The following is a 17815-nucleotide window of genomic DNA, read 5'->3' as shown; positions in this document are numbered from 1 at the left end:
AGCGCTTTGCAAGGGCGTTCCCGGCTACGCCCCTGTCGCCTGGGCCTTGAGCACGGTTTCCAGATCGCCGTAGCCGGTCCAGCGATATTCGAAGTCGAGGCCGAGGCGTTCTGCGCAGTCGCGGGCGCGGGCGGTGAGCGCCGGGTCGTCGGTCTGGGCCTGGTAGACCAGCTTGGTGTAATGCCCGAAGATCATGTCGCGCAGTTCGGGGTGCTTGTCGAGGCCCATGGGTTTCCAGACGAAGGCGTCGAATTGCCGGACCAGAAAATCGGTGAGATAGAAGGCGGTGATCTCGTCGTCATGCGCGGCAAAGCGGTCATTGCCTTCGAAGAAGGAATAGCAATGCGGACCGGCCACCATCTCGACGCCGAGCTCTGCGCATTTCGCCTGAAGCTGCCCGCCGGTGCCGCAATCGGCGTAGACCACGAAGAGGCGGTCATAGGCGTCGCGGTGTTCCGCCACCGCCTTTTCCACCTCTTCGGTGATCTGGTCGGGGTAGAGGTGCAGCTTGGCGGGCAGGCATTGCAGGTCCATGTGGTCCCACCCGTTGAGCCGCTTCAGCGCCAGGATTTCACGGGCAAGCGCGCCGCAGGCGATGAGCAGGATGGTGCCGTGCCCCTCGGGCGCGAGCCCCTGCGTGGTCAGCGTGGCCGTGGCGGGCATGCTCTGGTCGTTATCAGTCACGTGTTTTGACCTTTTCGTGTCATGCTTGCAGCATTCATTGCGCATTCGGCGAAGAGACGACACCTGCGTCTCACGTTCCCCGTTTTGCCCCAAACAAGGACATAGCCGAATGACCACGTCAACCGACCATCCCCCCGCACTCGCCCCCGGATTTGCCCAGACCCTTGGTCTGATGTTCCTCTCCGGGTTTTTCGCAACCGCCGCCTTTGATCTCTGGGGCCAGATCCTGAGCCCCGCGCTCGGCTTTGTCAACCTGTCGCCGCATGGTCTGGCGAAAAGCCTGCTGGGCACGTTCGGCCTGCCCAACGGCGATTTCGCCGGGTATTTCGTGCATTTCTATCTCGTCGGCCTGATCGGGTATCCGGTCGGCTGGCTTTTTGTCTTTCGCCCGGTGTGGACCCGGATCCTGGGGCACTCGACCGGTTGGTTCATCCCGTCTGCCGTCTACGGGTTTGGCCTCTGGGTCTTTGCGATCGGCGGGATCACTGCGATTGCGGGGCTGCCGTTCTTTCTGAACTTCACCGGCATCACCTGGGTCGCGCTGGTTGGACATGTGCTTTACGGCATCGTCATGGTGGCCGTCATGCGTCTGGTGTCGGCGCGCTGATCGCAGCTGTGGCTGAAACGCAAACGTGCTTGCCGAGCGGATCGGCAAGCACGTCGCGCCTCAGGCCTGAGGGCCGGGTGGCTCGGGCTTACCCGGCGGCCAGCTTGTTGTGCTTGCGCGACATGAAATCCTTGGCGGTTTCCACTGCAACGGCGGCGTCGCGGCAATAGGCGTCGGCACCGATGGCGCGACCGAATTCTTCGTTCAGTGGCGCGCCACCGACGAGAACGACGTAGTCATCGCGCTTGCCCTGTTCAATCAGCGTGTCGATCACGACTTTCATATAGGGCATCGTCGTGGTCAGCAGGGCGGACATGCCGAGGATGTCGGGCTCTTCGGTTTCGAGCGCCTCGAGATAATTCTCGACCGGGTTGTTGATGCCGAGATCGACCACTTCGAAACCTGCGCCCTCCATCATCATCGACACAAGGTTCTTGCCGATGTCGTGGATGTCGCCCTTGACCGTGCCGATCACCATCTTGCCGACGCGCGGCGCGCCGGTTTCGGCCAAGAGCGGCTTGAGGATAGCCATGCCGCCCTTCATCGCGTTGGCCGCCAGCAGCACCTCGGGGACGAAGAGGATGCCGTCACGGAAATCCTTGCCGACGATTGTCATGCCGCCCACCAGTGCCTCGGTCAGGACCTGGTAGGGCTGCCAGCCCCGCTCCAGAAGGATGTTGACGCCTTCCTCGATCTCTTCCTTGAGGCCGTCGTAAAGGTCGTCGAACATCTGCTGGACAAGTTCTTCGTCGTCCAGTTCCGACAGGATGATGTCGTCTTCTTCGTCAGACATGGGGGGAATCCTTGCTTGCTCTGCGCGCGCGCATCTTTGTTAAGTCTGGCGCAGCTTTCGTCAATTTGTCGCATCGCCACTTTCCGAATTGCGACGCTGGTCGCGCCGCAACCGACCTATAGCCGGGATTTGCGCGGGATGTGACTGAATTATCGGCATGATCATTATCGGATTGTTGCAAGTGTTCGCGTTATGTTCCATATTTCCGACCATGACCGAGGATGCGACCTTGCCCCATGATCTGCGCCTGAGGGCGCGCGGTGCCGTGAGCAACGCGGTGGGCCGGTTCGAGGCGCATGGCGTGAACTACGAGGCAGATGGCTGGGACCGCGACGAGGAGGAGCGGGTGCTGCGCACGCAGGTCTCGGAGGAGCGGCCGCGCCGGATCATCAGTTATAACCGCTCGCCCGATCTGCCGTTTGATCGCTCGATCAACCCCTATCGCGGCTGTGAGCATGGCTGTGTCTATTGTTTCGCGCGGCCGAGCCATGCCTATCTGGGGCTGTCGCCCGGCCTCGATTTCGAGACCCGGCTGATCGCGCGGCCCGAGGCCCCTTTGCGACTGGAGGCGGAGTTGCGCGCGCCCAGCTACCGGGTGGCGCCGATCGCCATCGGCACCAACACCGATCCCTATCAGCCGGTGGAGCGGGAATATGCGATCACCCGCCGCTGTCTGGAGGTGCTGTCGCGGTTCAACCATCCGGTGGCGGTCGTGACCAAGGGCACGCTGATCGAGCGCGATCTGGATATCCTGTCGGAGATGGCGGCGCGGGGGCTGGCGCGGGTGGGGGTGTCTGTCACCACGCTTGATGACCGACTGGCGCGGCTGTTGGAGCCGCGCGCGCCGTCGCCTGCGCGGCGTCTGGCGGTGATCCGGCGGCTGAGCGACGCCGGGGTGCCGGTGCGGGTGATGGTGTCGCCGGTTGTTCCGGGGCTGAGCGATCACGAGATCGAGGCGATTCTGGAGGCCGCTCGGGAGGCCGGGGCCGGGGCTGCAAGCTGGATCATGCTGCGGCTGCCGCGCGAGGTATCGGGGCTGTTTCAGGAGTGGCTGGCCGCGCATTACCCGGACCGCGCGGGGCGGGTGATGAACCGGCTGCGCGAGATGCATGGCGGCAAGAACTATTCCGCCGACTGGCATCGGCGGATGCGCGGCGAGGGGGTGTTTGCCCGGATGATCGCGCGGCGGTTCGATCTGGCTGCGCGGCGGATGGGGCTGGATGCGGGGCAGGGTGATCTGCGCTGCGATCTCTTCGAGGTGCCGCTGGCGCGGGGGGATCAGATGGCGTTGTTTTGAGGGGGGGTGCCATCGCCGAAAACGGCAGAAGGTGCCGCGTGATCGCAGGGCCGGGGACTGGCGAAGCAACGGCTGATGCCCGCACTTTATCCCAGCCAAGTCATTCTAAACTCAACACGTTGCGCGCCCTATCAAATCGCCAGGCCGCGGGACGGCGTCATGCCGCAGGCATGCCTCTGGCATGGCGATCGCGCGGCACCTTCGGTGCGTTTCGCGCGGGAGGTGCGTTAGCCCCCCCCGACCCATCATGCGCGTCTGCGGCGCGTCCGTCGGGGGGCGGGGACGTCGTCGCCGGTGCCGTCGGCCGCCGAGGAGAACGCGCCGAGCGCGTCGGTGATCTGGTCGAGCGTCGGGCGCGGGCCCTTGGGGCGCTCTTCCAGCGCGGCGCGCATTTTCGACAGGTGCTCGGGCATGGTGCCGCAGCAGCCGCCGATGATGGTGGCGCCTGCGTCGCGCGCCAGCACCGCGTAATCCGCCATCAGTTCGGGCGTGCCATCATAGTGGATGTGGCCATCGTGATATTTGGGGATGCCGGCATTGCCCTTGGCGATGATCGGGCGTTCGGAGCCTTGGGCGACAAACCCCAGCACGGTGCGCAGAAGGTCGGAGGCGCCGACGCCGCAATTGGCCCCGAACGCGAGCGGCGGGTTGCCCAGTTTCTCGACCATCGTCGCCATGTCGGCGGAGGTCAGGCCCATCATCGTGCGGCCCGCCGTGTCGAAACTCATCGTGCCGCACCATGGCATGTCGGCGAGTTTGAAGGCCTCGGCGGCGGCCTTGTATTCTTCTTGTGCGGAGATCGTCTCCAGCCAGAGCACGTCGGCGCCGCCTTCCTTGAGGCCCTCGGCCTGTTCGTGGAAGATCTCGACGGCCAGCTCATGGGTGAGCGCGCCCATTGGGGCCATGATCTCACCGGTCGGGCCGACCGAGCCTGCCACGATCACCGGGCGGTCATAGCGGTCGGCCACCGAGCGGCCGATCTCGGCGGAGATGCGCGACAGCTCGCGGGCGCGTTTCTGCGCGCCGTGCAGTTTGAGCCGCGCCGCGTTGCCACCGAAAGAGTTGGTGAGAAAGAGGTCGCTGCCCGCATCCACCGCCTGTTTGTACAGCAGTTCGATCCGGTCGGGATGCTCATCGTTCCACATTTCCGGCGCGTCACCGGATTCGAGCCCCATGTTGAACAGGTTGGTTCCCGTGGCCCCGTCGGCGAGAATCCAGTCGCGCGTGGCCAGCAGTTTGGTGAGGGCGTTGGTCATGATGATATTCCGCTTTTGAGGCTGGGCAGCTTTGGCACCGGAAGCGGTGCTGCGCAAACTCATATTTCTCATGTAAATGGTGAGGCGCGTTTGAACTTAACGCGCAGCACGACAAAACGGCGCGCCGGGCGTGGCGCGCCGCTGTGAAAAACGTACCGGTGTCAGGTTTCCTTGACCAGCTGGCCCTTGGCGATCTTGAGCAACTCGTCCATCTTGGCGCGGATCGTGTCGGCATCGGCGATATCGCCGAGATCGCCCGCGACCTTGCGCACCACGTCTTCGTGGCCGGCCTCTTCGAAATCGGCCTTCACGACCTCGCGGGCATAGGCGTCGGCGTCGTCGCCGGTCTTGCCCAGAAGTTCTGCGGCCCAGAGGCCCAGAAGCTTGTTGCGCCGAGCCACGGCACGGAAGGCCATTTCCTCGTCATGGGCGAACTTGTTCTCGAATGCGCTTTCGCGATCGTCGAAGGTGGTCATCGGGCCGGTCCCCTTGCACTGCGTTGCGGTTGCCCCCGATATGCCGCCTGTCGCGACAAAGAGCAAGAGGCGCGCCGGGGTTTCGGCGCGTCTATACGTCTTGGTCGCACCCTGATGCGCGTCGGATCAGCTATCGGCGCCCTTGGGCAGCACCCGCTCAAAGCGGTTGCCCTCGGTATCGGTGGCCATCACGCGCAGGTCGGTCGATCCGTTGTCGTTGTAGGAGAAGCGGAAGACCGGGTTTTCCGAGATCGAGATGCCGCCATCCATGGTGAAGAGCAACTCGTCGCCCTGCCAGACCTCCATATGGTCGATGAAATGGGCGGGGATGAACAATTGGGTGACCTGATCGCGTTGCAGGCCGGAATAGTTCGGGTGGCGCACCATGATCTGCGCCTCGCGGCGCGGGGTGGAAATCTGGGTGGCAGGCAGGAAACTCTTGAGTTTCATCTTGCCCATCGCGGCGAGCGCCACCTCGGGGTCGCGGCTGGCGGGGGCGGAACAGCCGCCCGACGCCTTGACGAAGCGGCCGGTCATGTGCAGGCCATCCTCGGTTTCGGCGATGACGCGGACGTTGGAATACTGGTTCACGCGCACGCGCAATTCAAAGTCGATCGGGGCCATCGCATCCGAAAAGCCGAGTTCCGCCGCCACTGGCGCGGGGTTTTCGTCGATCACCACGGTTGCCTTGCGGATGCGGGCGCTGGTGTCGGTCTGCTTGAGCAGGATCGGCACGGTCGCCGCATCATGGGCGCGGTAGGGGGCGTCGAGCGTGAGCAGCGCACTGCCGTCGTGGATCGGGGCGGTGCCCACCACATCCTCGCGCAGCATGTCCCACATCTCGCTCTCGGTGAGCGGGTTTTCGACCTGGTCACCGGCCTGTGCCGTAAAGGCCAGTGAGGCGGCGAGTGCCGCGACGGCCAGGAATTTTCCGGTACGTTTTCCGGCCATGGTCTTTCCTCCTCCCATGGGTGCGCGTGAAATGTAGCATAAACCCGCGTTGACGCGAAGTCATACCAAAGTTGGCGTGGATCACGGCCCTGTGTAGGAGGAGGCTGGGCGTGTTCATAACGCAGTGGTGGTGCGATGTTCGAAGCGATCCTGACCGTGTGTCTGATGGGGGCCGAGCCGGTGTGCCGGGATCGGCTGGTGCCGGGATATGCGGCGGCGAGCGAGGCCGGGTGCCGCGCGGCGCTGGCGGAGACGCCGCCCGATCTGGCGGGGCTGGCGGAGGGGGTGGACGCGTCGGGCCCGGTATGCCGGGCGGCGGGTGAGGCGCTGGAGGTGGCCGAGGTCGCGCCGGGGGTATTCGCGCATCTGGGGCGGGTGGCGGAGCCGGATGCGGCGAACCGGGGCGATGTCAGCAATCTGGGGTTCATCATCGGCGGGGCGGGGGTGGCGGTGATCGACACCGGCAGCGCGCCCTGGATGGGTGAGGCGCTGTGGCGGGCGATCCGCGCGCGCACGGACTTGCCTGTCACGCACGTCATCCTGACCCATATGCACCCCGACCATGTCTTCGGCGCGGGCGTCCTCATGGAGAGGGGTGCGCGGGTCTGGGGGCATGCGGGTCTGGTGCGGGCGCTGGCGGACCGGCAGGCGAATTACCTTGAAAGCCTGCGCGCGCTGGTGGGCGAGGCGGAGTTTGTCGGGGTGCAGGTGCCCGGCGTGACGGACCCGGTGGCGGAGCGTGCCGAGATTGATCTGGGGGGGCGCGTGCTCGATCTGCGGGCCTGGCCTGTGGCGCATACCGGCAATGACCTGACGGTGCTGGACCGGGAGAGTGGCACGCTATTCTCGGGTGATCTGGTGTTTGACCGGCATACGCCCGCGCTTGATGGCAGCCTGCGCGGCTGGCGCGCGGTGCTGGAGGAAATGCAGGCGATGGCGGTGGCGCGGGTCATTCCGGGGCATGGTGGCCCGTCGCTGGAGTGGCCACGGGGCGCGCATCCGCTGGCGCGATATCTGAAGGTGCTGGAGCGCGACACCCGTGCGGCTATCGACGAAGGCGCGCGGCTGTCGGAGGCGGTGGAGACGGTGGCGCAGAGCGAGGCCGGGGCTTGGCAGCTGTTTGATGCCTATAATCCGCGCAACGCCACGGTGGCCTACACGGAACTGGAATGGGAATAGGGCTGGTCAGCCCGGCTCGTTGATCTGCTGTTGCAGGATCTGCGCGAGCGAATAGAGCCGTTTTTCGATCAGCGTCGGGGTTTCGCAGAGATAGGTGATCGTGCTCTGGCGGTCGGTATAGATCACCTGATCCCAGTCAAGCTGTTCCTCGAGCGCATCGACGCGGTCGAAATCGGGGCTGTCGGAGTTCATCAGCGTGCCCATCTCGGCGCGGGCGGTGTCGATCCGCTCGGAAAGCGCGATCTGGCTGAGGGAAAACTCCTCTATCCCCGAAATCACCCGGGCGCGGCGGGTCGAGAGGGTGGTGAAGACCCGCTGTAAGACGTGGCCCAGCATGTCCGGCGCGCCGTCATGACGGGTGGCGAACTTCTCTATATCGGGGCGCAACTCCTCGACCTCGAGCCGTCGCAGCGCCAGCTTGGCGGCGAGGCGGTCGATCTCGCGTTTCAGGTCCGGGTCGGCCTCTGGGGTTTCGGGCAGGGGATGCGTCCACATCAGCCCGACCGAGAGCGAGGGCACCTTGCGCTGGATGCAGGGCCATGTCGGATCGGAGAAATCGGCGGCGTGAGTGCTGCCCGCCGCAAGTATCAGCGACAGCGCGACCCCCAGTGATTTCGAGCGTGACATGCGGCCTGACATCAATTGTGCCTCCCTTGGCTACGACTATGGTCGAGCATGCGGGGGCTGTCCAGCGAACCCAATACCCACCAAGGTATGAATTGTTTGGACCGGTGCGCCGCCCGCATACTCCTGAGGACAAATCGCCGCATCGCGATTCCCGAAGGTGGGCGTGGCGTGGCCGGAATGCAAAGAGGAAGTTGGATGCGCACACGTGCTGCCGTGGCCGTTGAGGCCGGGAAACCGTTGGAGATCATGGAGGTTGAGCTGGACGGCCCGAAGGCGGGTGAGGTTCTGGTGGAGATCAAGGCGACGGGGCTGTGTCATACCGACGAGTTCACCCGCTCGGGCGATGACCCGGAAGGGATTTTCCCGGCCATTCTGGGCCATGAGGGGGCCGGTGTCGTCATTGAGGTCGGCGAGGGGGTGACGAGCCTCGAGGTGGGTGATCACGTCATTCCGCTCTATACGCCCGAATGCCGCGAATGCGACTATTGCCTGCATCCCAAGACCAACCTCTGCCAAGCGATCCGCTCGACGCAAGGCCAGGGCCTGTTGCCGGATGGGACGACGCGGTTCCGGATGCTGGATGGCACGCCGATCCATCATTACATGGGCTGTTCGACCTTCGCTAACCATACCGTGGTGCCGGAGATTGCGCTCGCCAAGGTGCGCAAGGACGCGCCCTTCGACAAGATCTGTTATATCGGCTGTGGTGTGACCACCGGCATCGGCGCGGTGATCAACACCGCCAAGGTGGAGCTGGGCTCGACCGCGATCGTGTTCGGGCTGGGCGGCATCGGATTGAACGTCATTCAGGGGCTGCGGCTGGCGGGTGCGGATCAGATCGTGGGCGTCGATCTCAACCCCGGCAAGGTCGAGATGGCGACGCATTTCGGGATGACCGATTTCGTCAATCCCAAGGAGGTGGAGGGCGATCTGGTGGCGCATCTGGTCGAATTGACCGGGGGTGGTGCGGATTACACGTTTGATGCCACGGGCAATGTCGGCGTGATGCGCGCCGCACTCGAATCGGCGCATAAGGGCTGGGGTGAGAGCATCATCATCGGCGTGGCGCCGGCGGGGGCCGAGATTTCCACCCGGCCGTTCCAGCTGGTGACCGGGCGGAGCTGGCGCGGCACGGCCTTCGGCGGCGCGCGCGGGCGCACCGATGTGCCGAAGATTGTCGATTGGTACATGCAGGGCAAGATCGAGATCGACCCGATGATCACGCACAAGCTGAGCCTCGACCAGATCAACGAGGGGTTCGAGCTGATGCACAAGGGCGAGTCGATCCGCGCCGTGGTGGAGTTTTGAGGTGACGCTCAAGGTCATCTCCGAAAACCGCAGTTTCGGCGGGGTTCAGGCGGTCTATGCGCACCGCTCGGAGGTGTGTGATTGCGACATGACCTTTGGCGCCTACCTGCCACCGCAGGCCAACGATGGCCCGGTGCCGGTGCTGTGGTATCTGTCGGGGCTGACCTGCACCCATGAGAACGCCATGACCAAGGGCGGGTTTCAGGAACATGCGGCGCGGCACGGCGTGGCGGTGATCTTTCCCGACACAAGCCCGCGTGGTGACGGTGTGGCCGATGACGAGGCCTATGATCTGGGGCAGGGGGCGGGGTTCTACGTGAATGCCACCCGCGCGCCATGGGCCGGGCATTTCCAGATGTATGACTATGTGCTGAGCGAATTGCGCAGCCTCGCGCTCGATGCGCTGCCGCTGGAGGATTGCCACGGCATCACCGGCCATTCGATGGGCGGGCATGGCGCGATCACGATGGCGCTGCGCAACCCCGATGCGTTCACCTCGCTGTCGGCCTTTGCTCCGATTGCGCATCCGGCCAATTCGGACTGGGGGCGCAAGCAGTTGGGGGCCTATCTGGGCGACGATGAAAGCGCCTGGGCGCTGCACGATTCGGTGCTGCTCATGCAGCAGAACGGCTGGAAGGGCGATCTGCTGGTCGATCAGGGGATGAGCGACAATTTCCTCGACCTGCTGATGCCCGAGGCGCTGGCGAGCGTGATGGCCAAGCGGCGGCAGGCGGGCGAAATCCGGCTGCAGGCGGGCTATGATCATTCCTATTTCTTCGTCAATTCCTTCGCCGGGGACCATGCCGCATGGCATGCCGAGCGATTGATGCGGCCTCATGCGGGGAGGCATTGAGGCGGCGGAGAGCGACATCATCGCGAGCGTTGCCGAAAGCGATCGCGAGACCAGAATTTGCCCATGTCGGTGCGGAGGAGAGACCGACCGGCAGGGGCAAGACAGACGGCCTTCCTATGGTGGACCGGTCGTTCAAAACCAGCGGCACACGTGCCGCGCCTCAGGGAGGAGGACCAAGATGAGAAAGCTACCGCTTTTGACCTCTGGGATCGCCCTTTGCGTTGCCACCATGGCATCCGCAAACGATGATCTCATGACCCAGATGGATGACCCCAAGCAATGGGCGATCCAGACGGGTGACTACGCCAACCAGCGTTATTCCGAACTCGATCAGATCAATGCCGACAACGTGGGTGACCTTCAGGTCGCGTGGACGTTCTCGACCGGTGTTCTGCGCGGGCATGAGGGCTCGCCGCTGGTGATCGGCGACACGATGTATGTGCACACACCGTTCCCGAACATCGTCTATGCGCTCGATCTTGCCGACGAGGGCAAGATCAAGTGGAAATACGAGCCGCGCCAGGACCCCGAAGTGATCCCGGTGATGTGCTGTGACACGGTCAACCGCGGCGTCGCCTATGCGGATGGCAAGATCTTCCTGCATCAGGCCGATACCAAGGTTGTCGCGCTCAACGCAGATACCGGCGCTGTCGAGTGGGAGGCCGTGAATGGCGATCCCTCCAAGGGTGAGACCAACACCGCCACGGTGCTGCCGGTCAAGGACAAGATCATCGTCGGCATCTCGGGCGGCGAGTTCGGCGTTCAGGGCCATGTGACGGCCTATGACATGAAGACCGGCGAGCAGGTCTGGCGCGCCTATTCGGTGGGCCCGGATGATCAGATTCTGTTCGATCCCGAAAAGACCACCGCGCTCGGTGAGCCGGTTGGTGCTGACAGCTCGCTCAAGAGCTGGGAAGGCGATCAGTGGAAGATCGGCGGCGGCACCACATGGGGCTGGTATTCGGCCGATATGGAAGAGAACCTCTTCTACTACGGCTCGGGCAACCCCTCGACCTGGAACCCGGCGCAGCGCCCGGGCGACAACAAGTGGTCGATGACCATCTTCGCCCGTGACATCGATACCGGCGAGGCCAAGTGGGTCTATCAGATGACGCCCCATGACGAATGGGACTATGATGGCGTCAACGAGATGATCCTGACCGATCAGGAGATCGACGGCGAGGCGCGCAAGCTGCTGACCCATTTCGATCGCAACGGTCTGGGCTACACGATGGACCGCGTGTCGGGTGAATTGCTGGTGGCCGAGAAGTTCGACCCGGTGGTGAACTGGACCACGGGCGTGGATATGGACCCCGAGTCGGACACCTACGGTCGTCCGGCGGTGGTGGCGCAGTATTCCACCGAGCAAAACGGCGAGGACGTGAACTCGACCGGCATCTGCCCGGCCGCCCTTGGCACCAAGGACCAACAGCCATCGGCTTACTCGCCGAAGACGGAAATGTTCTACGTGCCGACCAACCATGTCTGCATGGACTATGAGCCGTTCCGCGTGGCCTATACCGCCGGTCAGCCCTATGTGGGCGCCACGCTGGCGATGTATCCTGCGCCGGACAGCCATGGCGGCATGGGCAACTTCATCGCCTGGGACAATATCAACGGCGAGATCAAGTGGTCGATCCCCGAGAAGTTCTCGGTCTGGTCGGGCGCGCTGGCCACGGCGGGTGACATTGTCTTTTATGGCACGCTCGAAGGTCATCTCAAGGCGGTGCATGCCGAGACCGGGGAAGAGCTTTACCGCTTCAAGACCCCGTCGGGCATCATCGGCAACGTGATGACCTATGAGAGAGACGGCAAGCAGTATGTCGGCATCCTGTCGGGTGTTGGTGGCTGGGCCGGGATCGGTCTTGCGGCTGGCCTGACCAACCCCAATGACGGCCTCGGTGCCGTGGGCGGCTATGCTGCGCTGAGCGACTATACCGCTCTGGGTGGTCAGCTGACCGTCTTCGCTCTGCCGAACTGATCGACTGCGATCGAGACTCGACAAACTTCCGGACTGGCGCGCCAAGCGCGTGCCAGTCCGCCTGACATATCAGAGGATTTCCATGACCCCACTCCGCAGCCTCATCGCCACCGCCCTTGCCGCCGGTCTGGCCAGTGCCGCCGCCGCGCAGGACGCGGGTGACAACATCGCCGTCGCCTATGAAGAGGACGGCCGCTATTTCACGGCAGACGACATTCCCACCTATAACGTGGCCGAGGATGGCACTGTGGACTGGCTGACGTTTTCCGGGTTCCGGCGCTATCATTCCGAATGCCATGTCTGCCACGGCCCCGATGGCGAGGGCTCGACCTATGCCCCCGCGCTGAAGAAATCCGCTGTCGAAATGGACTATTACGATTTCTACAGCGTCGTGGTGAACGGGCGCGAGAACGGCAACTCGGTGATGCCGCACTTCGGCGACAACCGAAATGTGATGTGCTATCTCGACGACATCTATGTCTATCTCAAGGCGCGCGGCATGGATGCCGTGCCACGCGGACGCCCGGCGAAGAAAGAGGCCAAGGCGGACGCGATCCAAGAGGATGAAAATGACTGCATGGGCTGATCTTGCCCGGTGCGCACGGCCTGCGCGCCTTGCCCTTGGCCTCGTCGGGGCATGGCTCGCGGCGGGGTTTGCCGCAGACGCGCGGGCGCAGACATCGGACCTGGTGTCGGACAAGGCGCTGCGGGTCTGCGCCGATCCGGCCAACCTGCCGGCCTCGGCCGAGGACGAGAGCGGGTATGAGAACGCGCTGGCCGAGCTGATCGCCGGAAAGCTGGGCGTGCCGGTCGAATACACCTGGTATCCGATGGCCACCGGTTTCATCCGCAACACCCTCAAGGCCAAACGCTGCGACGTGGTGATGGGCTATGCGCAAGGCCATGAGCTGGTTCAGAACACCAATCATTATTTCACCTCGGTCTACACGTTGATCGTGCCCAAGGACGGCCCGCTTGCCGGGGTGAGCGCACTGTCGGACGCGGCCCTCAAGGGGCAGCGCATCGGCATTGTCGCAGGCACGCCGCCCTCGGCGCATCTGGCGCGTAACGGGTTGATCGGGAAGGCAAAACCGTATCGGCTATTTGTTGATCGCCGCCATGAAAGCCCGGCCACCGACATGATCGACGATCTGGAGGCGGGGGAGATCGACGCCGCGATCCTGTGGGGGCCGCTGGGCGGGCCGCTGGTCAAGCAGGGGCATCCGGGGCTGACCGTGATCCCGCTGGTCAACGAGACCGATCCGCCGCGCCTGTTCTTTCGCATCACCATGGGCGTGCGGCTGGGTGAGAAGGTCTGGGAACGCAAGCTCAACTCGTTGATCCGCCGGCATCAGGACGAGATCGACGCGCTGCTGCGCGAGGCCGGTGTGCCGCTGGTCAATGACATGGGCACGGCGGTCAAAGAGCCTGAGGGATGAAACACGCGCTGATCCTCGTGGCGCTGCTGGGCCTGTCGGTGACAGCGGTGGCGCAGACGGTGCGCGAGCCCGATGGCTACCGGATGGATCAGTATCGTGGGCCGGTGCCGGACAGCCTGACCGGGGGGCGGGTTCTCGATCCCGAGGCCGCGCATGACCTTTGGCAAGCGGGCGAGGCGGCGTTTATCGACGTGCTGCCGCGTGCGCCCAAGCCCAAGAACCTGCCCGAGGGCACGATCTGGCGCGACAAGCCGCGCCATTCGATCCCCGGGGCGATCTGGCTGCCCAATGTGGGCTATGGCGCAATTGCCGAGGTGACGGCGGATTACTTTCGCCGTGGGCTGGAGCAGGCCACGGACGGGAACATGGATCATCCGGTGGTGATCTTCTGTCTGGCGGAGTGCTGGATGTCGTGGAATGCGGCCAAGCGGGCGCTGGAATATGGCTATTCCGAGGTCTACTGGATGCCCGACGGCACCGATGGCTGGACGTTTTTCGACTATCCGACCGAAGTGATCACGCCAGAGCCGGAGCCGTGAGGCGGCTGGACCGCGCGGCCCCTGTCGCCTAGACAGGAGGGACGCCCCATTGAAAGGTCAGGTCGCTGTTTACCTCTGATCATATCGACCGTCTCTGCGATCTGATGCGCCGCGTGGGGGACGAGGAACTGATGCCGCGGTTCCGCGCGCAGGTGCCCAACCCGGTGCATGAAAAGACCTCTGCCTTCGATGTGTGCAGCGAGGCCGACGAGGCGGCGGAGGCGCGGCTGAGTGCCGGTCTGACTGATCTGTTTCCGGCGGCGCTGATCGTCGGTGAGGAAAGCACCGGCCATGATCCCGCGATGATCGCGAAGATGGGAGGGGCCGGGACGGCATTCCTGATCGACCCGATCGACGGGACCAAGAATTTCACCTCGGGCGTGCCGCTGTTCGGGACCATGATCGCGGGGCTGTCGGCGGGTGAGATCGTGTTTGCCGCGATCCATGATCCGGTCTGCGATGACACCGCGCTTGCCGTGCGGAACGGTGGCGCGTGGCTGCGGCGGGCGAACGGCGAGGAGGTGCGGCCGCGGGTGTCGCCACCCTGCGCGCCGGAACAGATGAATATCGTCGCCGGGACGAATTTCCTGCCCGCGCATCTGCGCCCCGTGGTGCAGGAGAACCTGCCGAAATTCGGGATGAATTTCTGGCTGCGCTGTGCCGCGCATGAATATCGGCTGGCGGCGAGCGGGCATTGCGAGTTGCTGGCCTATAACAAGCTGATGCCCTGGGATCACGCGGCGGGCTGGCTGTTGCACCGCGAGGCCGGGGGTCATAGCGCGCATTTCGACGGGTCGGACTACAAGCCGGTGCATACCACCGGTGGTCTGATCTGCGCGCCTGACCCGGATAGCTGGCAGGTGGCGCGCGATTGCCTGTTGACCGACCGTCGCTAGCGCGGTCCGGGGGCGTCAGTAGCCCGGCAGGGTGGCTTGGGCGTGGCTGACCGTGCCGTCGGTGTCGGTCATAGTGACGTCCACCGCCTGTGTGCGCCCGGGCACCGAGAGGCTGACGCGGGGGTTTTCGGACAGCGAGATAGAGCCGGTCATTTCCACGTAGCCGCCGCCATCGAGGTCGATATCGACCGTTTCCACATAGCGCAGCGGGATGAACAGCAGGCTAATCTGGTCCATCTGCATGCCCGAATGGCTGGGATGACTGATGTCGAGATCGACCTGCCGGTCGCGGGTGGTGAGGGCGGCAAGCCGGTCCTGCACGCGGCTGACCGCAGAGTCGGTGATGGCGATGCGCATCTGGCCGAGGGTGGCGAGGGCAACGTCGGGGTCGGTGCCCGGCGGTGCGGCGCAGGCACCCTGGCCGGAGGTCTTGACGAAGGTGTCGGCGACGTACAACTGCCCGTCCGTCGTCTCGCCGACCACATGAAGCGGCGTCGGGCCGTTGATCCGCATGGTGACGTCGAAGGTAAAGCGCGGCTGCGGGGCCTTGAAGTCGAAGACCGCCGAGACCGGCATCGGGTTGTCGTCAAGGATCACCTCGACCCTACCCCAGAGCCGCCCCGGCGGGGCCGCGAGGGTGGCCTTGACATGGGTACGGGCGTCCTCGGTGGTGCGGTAGGGGGTGTCGATGGCGATATGCTCGGTACCATCGAGCAGCGGGCGGGTGCCGTAGAGATCCTGCGCGAGGTCGGGCCAGACCGGCTCGGACGCGGCGGCAGGCAGGGCGAGCGCCGCCATGAGGGCGAGGGGCAGGAGCGTGTGTTTCATCGGTCATCCTCCGTGATGAACAGGCCGAAGGCGCGCGGCCCGTCGCCGGTCTCGATCTCGTTCACCACCTGCAATGTGGTCGCGTCGATTACGCTGACCGTGTTCGAGAACCAGTTTGCCACGATTATGCGGGTGTTGTCATGCGTGGCGTCGATGCCCTCGGGATATTCGCCCACATCGAGGGTGGCTGTGAGTATCAGATCGTCGAGGGATATGACGCTGACGGTGTCGGCATATTGGTTGGTGACAAAGGCGCGGCCTTGCGCGAAGGCCACGCCATAGGGGCGCGCGCCGACGGGCACGGTGGCGAGGGTCGCGCCACTGGCGGGGTCGAGAACGGTGACGTCATCGCTGCCGACATTGCCGACGAAAAGCCGCCCGTCGGGGGCGAAACGCAGCCCAAAAGGGCGGGTGCCGACGCGGGGCTGCGCGAGGATATCGAGCGTGTCGGCGTCGAAGACCGTGACCCGGTCGGCGTCCCGCTCGGCGGTGGCGAGGTGGCGGCCGTCATCGGAAAGGGCGATGCCCGCCGGGGCGGCGGCGGTTGTGAGGTCGGTCTGATGGGCGAGGGTTTGGTCGTCCAGCACCCAGAGCCGGGCGTTGTACCAGTCCGAGACGTAAAGCCGCCCGCGCGCCGCGTCATGCGCGACGCCGATTGGGCCGCCATCGAGCACGGTTTCAGCCAGCACCGCGCCGGTCTCTGTATCAAGGCGGCGGACGGTCTTGCTGTCGGGAGAGACGGTGTAGAGCGCGTCCCCCGTTACCGCCACGCCCGCCGGTTTGCCGGGCAGGGGCCAGCGGGCGCGCTCGACCCCTTGGGCGATGTCGATGACGCTGAGAACCTCGCCGTTCTGGCAGGTTATATAGGCGGTTTGTGCCGATCCCGGCCCGGCGAGAGCCAGTCCGAGGATCAGCAGCGTGGCGTCAAGAGCCCGGCGCACCGAACCGCTCGACCAGGGCATCGAGCCCTGCCTGATAGACGCCGGTCACGGCGGCGATGGCGGCGGCATCGTTGAGCTCTTCGGGCGGGTCGTTGTTGGGATAGCCGCGATAGAAGGCGCCGCGCCATTCCACCAGCGAGCCGCCGCCGTCGCGCGGTTTTACGGTCAGGTGCGAGGAATAGTTAGTGACCGGCAGAACCTCGACCTTTACCTCGGTGATGCGGTAGGAATAGCTCATCTTCTCGGCGCTGTATTTATAGAGCACCTCGTCGATGGTGGGGCCGCCTTCGGCGCCCAGAACCAGCCGCCGGGTGGCGTCGATGTCGTTGCCGCCCTCGCCGGTCGATGAATGCACCGCAGGGTGCCAGGACATGTCCTGGAAATTGCCGATCGCGGCCCAGACGTCCGCCGGGTCGGCGGCGACCTCAGCCGTGACGATGACCTTTTGCCGGGTCGGGCCGTGGGCGAGTGCCAGTGACGGAAGTGTCAGTGACGCAGCGGCGATCAGGAATAGACGTCGTTTCATTTTTCCTCCTCACGAAAAATGCGGTTTTTCAGGATATAGCGCATGCCGCGCTGCCAGCTTTCGTCGGTGTTCGAGCGGATATCGACCACGCCGCCGCGCACCAGATCGCCGGTCGCGGCGTCGCGCAGTTGCAGGTTCATGGCAAGGATCAGGTTGGAGACCTTCTGCACCTCGCCCACGAGCGAGAAATCGGCCCCCAGATCGGTCGCCATGCGGGTGTCACAGCCATAGCATTTGGCGGGATTCACGATGCGGTCGAGATCGGCCTGCACGGGGGTGATGTCGAGCAATTCGTAGCCTTCGGCGAGAAATCTGTCGCGCACGATCTCTTCGAGCATGGCGATGCGGGCGACCTGCGCCGGGTCCTCGCCCTGCATCTGGCTTTGCAGGGACTCGTCGAGCAGGGTGAGGCCGAAAAACGCCACTTTGTCGCCTGCGGTCGCGGCCGAGGCGAATCCAAGAAACAGCAGTGTTATCAACCTCATGGCACGCTCTTATAAAATAAGAATAGAGCCATAGTCTGGGCCTGCTAAGGTGATTCCAGCAACACGGCCAAAGGTAGCGGTTTCGTCCAAAGCGGTCTTCACGGCAGCTTGGGGCAGATGGAACGGCATCGAAAAAAGGCCGGGCAAGG

At 64.5% G+C, this 17815-nt stretch carries 20 protein-coding genes; 10 read left to right on the top strand and 10 right to left on the bottom strand.

Annotated features, from left to right (window positions below; all coding sequences use genetic code 11):
• Positions 1–24: 24 nt before the first annotated feature.
• The gene (locus tag PVU19_RS11140; protein WP_200901898.1) at positions 25–663 is read right to left on the bottom strand and encodes a DUF1638 domain-containing protein; all 639 of its coding nucleotides are present in this window, start codon (positions 661–663) and stop codon (positions 25–27) included.
• 130 nt (positions 664–793) lie between these two features.
• Here PVU19_RS11140 and PVU19_RS11135 point away from each other — a divergent pair, with 130 nt between their 5' ends.
• Positions 794–1291: a hypothetical protein gene (locus PVU19_RS11135; protein WP_050664401.1), complete on the top strand. Its 498-nt coding sequence runs from the start codon at positions 794–796 to the stop codon at positions 1289–1291.
• Positions 1292–1379: 88 nt separating this feature from the next.
• Here the strand turns inward: PVU19_RS11135 and PVU19_RS11130 are convergent, their stop codons facing one another.
• Positions 1380–2084, bottom strand: coding sequence for a corrinoid protein (locus tag PVU19_RS11130; protein ID WP_050664400.1), 705 nt, complete (start codon positions 2082–2084; stop codon positions 1380–1382).
• Between the two features lie 211 nt (positions 2085–2295).
• Here PVU19_RS11130 and PVU19_RS11125 point away from each other — a divergent pair, with 211 nt between their 5' ends.
• Positions 2296–3381, top strand: coding sequence for a PA0069 family radical SAM protein (locus PVU19_RS11125; RefSeq protein WP_050664399.1), 1086 nt, complete (start codon positions 2296–2298; stop codon positions 3379–3381).
• 245 nt (positions 3382–3626) lie between these two features.
• On the opposite strand, the gene bmt is transcribed toward PVU19_RS11125, so the two are convergent.
• From bmt to PVU19_RS11110, 3 genes are all read right to left on the bottom strand, one after another.
• On the bottom strand, positions 3627–4637 hold the full coding sequence (gene bmt, locus PVU19_RS11120) for a betaine--homocysteine S-methyltransferase (protein ID WP_050663270.1): 1011 nt from the start codon (positions 4635–4637) through the stop codon (positions 3627–3629).
• A gap of 161 nt (positions 4638–4798) precedes the next feature.
• The gene (locus tag PVU19_RS11115) at positions 4799–5113 is read right to left on the bottom strand and encodes a DUF1476 domain-containing protein (protein ID WP_050663233.1); all 315 of its coding nucleotides are present in this window, start codon (positions 5111–5113) and stop codon (positions 4799–4801) included.
• Positions 5114–5239: 126 nt separating this feature from the next.
• Positions 5240–6064, bottom strand: coding sequence for a quinoprotein dehydrogenase-associated SoxYZ-like carrier (locus PVU19_RS11110; protein WP_050663232.1), 825 nt, complete (start codon positions 6062–6064; stop codon positions 5240–5242).
• 135 nt (positions 6065–6199) lie between these two features.
• Here PVU19_RS11110 and PVU19_RS11105 point away from each other — a divergent pair, with 135 nt between their 5' ends.
• Positions 6200–7243, top strand: a complete 1044-nt coding sequence (locus tag PVU19_RS11105; protein WP_050663231.1) for a quinoprotein relay system zinc metallohydrolase 2 — start codon at positions 6200–6202, stop codon at positions 7241–7243.
• 6 nt (positions 7244–7249) lie between these two features.
• Here PVU19_RS11105 and PVU19_RS11100 read toward each other — a convergent pair whose 3' ends face one another.
• Entirely contained in the window at positions 7250–7882 is a 633-nt protein-coding gene (locus PVU19_RS11100) for a hypothetical protein (RefSeq protein WP_235575849.1), read from the bottom strand.
• 183 nt (positions 7883–8065) lie between these two features.
• Between PVU19_RS11100 and PVU19_RS11095 the strand changes: the two genes are divergently transcribed.
• The 7 genes from PVU19_RS11095 (at position 8066) to PVU19_RS11065 (ending at position 14886) form a co-directional block, all read left to right on the top strand.
• Positions 8066–9178: an S-(hydroxymethyl)glutathione dehydrogenase/class III alcohol dehydrogenase gene (locus tag PVU19_RS11095; protein WP_074787772.1), complete on the top strand. Its 1113-nt coding sequence runs from the start codon at positions 8066–8068 to the stop codon at positions 9176–9178.
• A 1-nt stretch (position 9179) separates the two neighbouring features.
• Positions 9180–10031: an S-formylglutathione hydrolase gene (gene fghA / locus PVU19_RS11090; protein WP_050662736.1), complete on the top strand. Its 852-nt coding sequence runs from the start codon at positions 9180–9182 to the stop codon at positions 10029–10031.
• A 178-nt stretch (positions 10032–10209) separates the two neighbouring features.
• Positions 10210–12012, top strand: a complete 1803-nt coding sequence (gene xoxF5, locus PVU19_RS11085; protein ID WP_050662735.1) for a lanthanide-dependent methanol dehydrogenase XoxF5 — start codon at positions 10210–10212, stop codon at positions 12010–12012.
• A gap of 82 nt (positions 12013–12094) precedes the next feature.
• Positions 12095–12598: a c-type cytochrome, methanol metabolism-related gene (locus PVU19_RS11080; protein ID WP_050662734.1), complete on the top strand. Its 504-nt coding sequence runs from the start codon at positions 12095–12097 to the stop codon at positions 12596–12598.
• Positions 12582–13451 (top strand): substrate-binding domain-containing protein, encoded by an 870-nt coding sequence (locus PVU19_RS11075; RefSeq protein ID WP_050662733.1) that lies wholly within the window; start codon positions 12582–12584, stop codon positions 13449–13451. Before PVU19_RS11080 ends, PVU19_RS11075 begins: the two co-directional genes overlap by 17 nt.
• Complete coding sequence (locus tag PVU19_RS11070) at positions 13448–13990, top strand: PQQ-dependent catabolism-associated CXXCW motif protein (RefSeq protein WP_050662732.1); 543 nt, start codon at positions 13448–13450, stop codon at positions 13988–13990. The genes PVU19_RS11075 and PVU19_RS11070 overlap by 4 nt, the downstream gene beginning before the upstream one ends.
• A gap of 104 nt (positions 13991–14094) precedes the next feature.
• Positions 14095–14886: an inositol monophosphatase family protein gene (locus PVU19_RS11065; RefSeq protein WP_050662731.1), complete on the top strand. Its 792-nt coding sequence runs from the start codon at positions 14095–14097 to the stop codon at positions 14884–14886.
• Between the two features lie 15 nt (positions 14887–14901).
• Here PVU19_RS11065 and PVU19_RS11060 read toward each other — a convergent pair whose 3' ends face one another.
• From PVU19_RS11060 to PVU19_RS11045, 4 genes are read right to left on the bottom strand one after another with little or no spacing between them, the layout of a single operon-like run.
• Complete coding sequence (locus PVU19_RS11060; protein WP_050662730.1) at positions 14902–15714, bottom strand: quinoprotein dehydrogenase-associated SoxYZ-like carrier; 813 nt, start codon at positions 15712–15714, stop codon at positions 14902–14904.
• Positions 15711–16676 carry a YncE family protein gene (locus PVU19_RS11055; protein WP_050662729.1) on the bottom strand — a complete coding sequence of 322 codons (966 nt, stop codon included), beginning with the start codon at positions 16674–16676 and terminating at the stop codon, positions 15711–15713. Before PVU19_RS11055 ends, PVU19_RS11060 begins: the two co-directional genes overlap by 4 nt.
• On the bottom strand, positions 16639–17181 hold the full coding sequence (locus PVU19_RS11050; protein WP_050662728.1) for an SRPBCC family protein: 543 nt from the start codon (positions 17179–17181) through the stop codon (positions 16639–16641). The genes PVU19_RS11055 and PVU19_RS11050 overlap by 38 nt, the downstream gene beginning before the upstream one ends.
• The gene (locus PVU19_RS11045; RefSeq protein WP_050662727.1) at positions 17178–17666 is read right to left on the bottom strand and encodes a DUF3280 domain-containing protein; all 489 of its coding nucleotides are present in this window, start codon (positions 17664–17666) and stop codon (positions 17178–17180) included. The genes PVU19_RS11050 and PVU19_RS11045 overlap by 4 nt, the downstream gene beginning before the upstream one ends.
• Between the last annotated feature and the right edge of the window lie 149 nt (positions 17667–17815).

The sequence above is a fragment of the Roseovarius tolerans genome (genome assembly GCF_028885395.1).
GTDB lineage: Bacteria > Pseudomonadota > Alphaproteobacteria > Rhodobacterales > Rhodobacteraceae > Roseovarius > Roseovarius tolerans.
The sequence above is the reverse complement of the archived record's forward strand: the minus strand, read 5'-3'. Positions and strand labels throughout refer to the sequence as shown.

Bases quoted from the DNA above. Each gene is read 5' to 3' on its own strand.
- PVU19_RS11140 (WP_200901898.1), bottom strand. From the start codon at position 663: ATGCCCGCCACGGCCACGCTGACCACGCAGGGGCTCGCGCCCGAGGGG.
- PVU19_RS11135 (WP_050664401.1), top strand. From the start codon at position 794: ATGACCACGTCAACCGACCATCCCCCCGCACTCGCCCCCGGATTTGCC.
- PVU19_RS11130 (WP_050664400.1), bottom strand. From the start codon at position 2,084: ATGTCTGACGAAGAAGACGACATCATCCTGTCGGAACTGGACGACGAA.
- PVU19_RS11125 (WP_050664399.1), top strand. From the start codon at position 2,296: ATGACCGAGGATGCGACCTTGCCCCATGATCTGCGCCTGAGGGCGCGC.
- bmt (WP_050663270.1), bottom strand. From the start codon at position 4,637: ATGACCAACGCCCTCACCAAACTGCTGGCCACGCGCGACTGGATTCTC.
- PVU19_RS11115 (WP_050663233.1), bottom strand. From the start codon at position 5,113: ATGACCACCTTCGACGATCGCGAAAGCGCATTCGAGAACAAGTTCGCC.
- PVU19_RS11110 (WP_050663232.1), bottom strand. From the start codon at position 6,064: ATGGCCGGAAAACGTACCGGAAAATTCCTGGCCGTCGCGGCACTCGCC.
- PVU19_RS11105 (WP_050663231.1), top strand. From the start codon at position 6,200: ATGTTCGAAGCGATCCTGACCGTGTGTCTGATGGGGGCCGAGCCGGTG.
- PVU19_RS11100 (WP_235575849.1), bottom strand. From the start codon at position 7,882: ATGTCAGGCCGCATGTCACGCTCGAAATCACTGGGGGTCGCGCTGTCG.
- PVU19_RS11095 (WP_074787772.1), top strand. From the start codon at position 8,066: ATGCGCACACGTGCTGCCGTGGCCGTTGAGGCCGGGAAACCGTTGGAG.
- xoxF5 (WP_050662735.1), top strand. From the start codon at position 10,210: ATGAGAAAGCTACCGCTTTTGACCTCTGGGATCGCCCTTTGCGTTGCC.
- PVU19_RS11080 (WP_050662734.1), top strand. From the start codon at position 12,095: ATGACCCCACTCCGCAGCCTCATCGCCACCGCCCTTGCCGCCGGTCTG.
- PVU19_RS11075 (WP_050662733.1), top strand. From the start codon at position 12,582: ATGACTGCATGGGCTGATCTTGCCCGGTGCGCACGGCCTGCGCGCCTT.
- PVU19_RS11070 (WP_050662732.1), top strand. From the start codon at position 13,448: ATGAAACACGCGCTGATCCTCGTGGCGCTGCTGGGCCTGTCGGTGACA.
- PVU19_RS11065 (WP_050662731.1), top strand. From the start codon at position 14,095: ATGCGCCGCGTGGGGGACGAGGAACTGATGCCGCGGTTCCGCGCGCAG.
- PVU19_RS11060 (WP_050662730.1), bottom strand. From the start codon at position 15,714: ATGAAACACACGCTCCTGCCCCTCGCCCTCATGGCGGCGCTCGCCCTG.
- PVU19_RS11055 (WP_050662729.1), bottom strand. From the start codon at position 16,676: ATGCCCTGGTCGAGCGGTTCGGTGCGCCGGGCTCTTGACGCCACGCTG.
- PVU19_RS11050 (WP_050662728.1), bottom strand. From the start codon at position 17,181: ATGAAACGACGTCTATTCCTGATCGCCGCTGCGTCACTGACACTTCCG.
- PVU19_RS11045 (WP_050662727.1), bottom strand. From the start codon at position 17,666: ATGAGGTTGATAACACTGCTGTTTCTTGGATTCGCCTCGGCCGCGACC.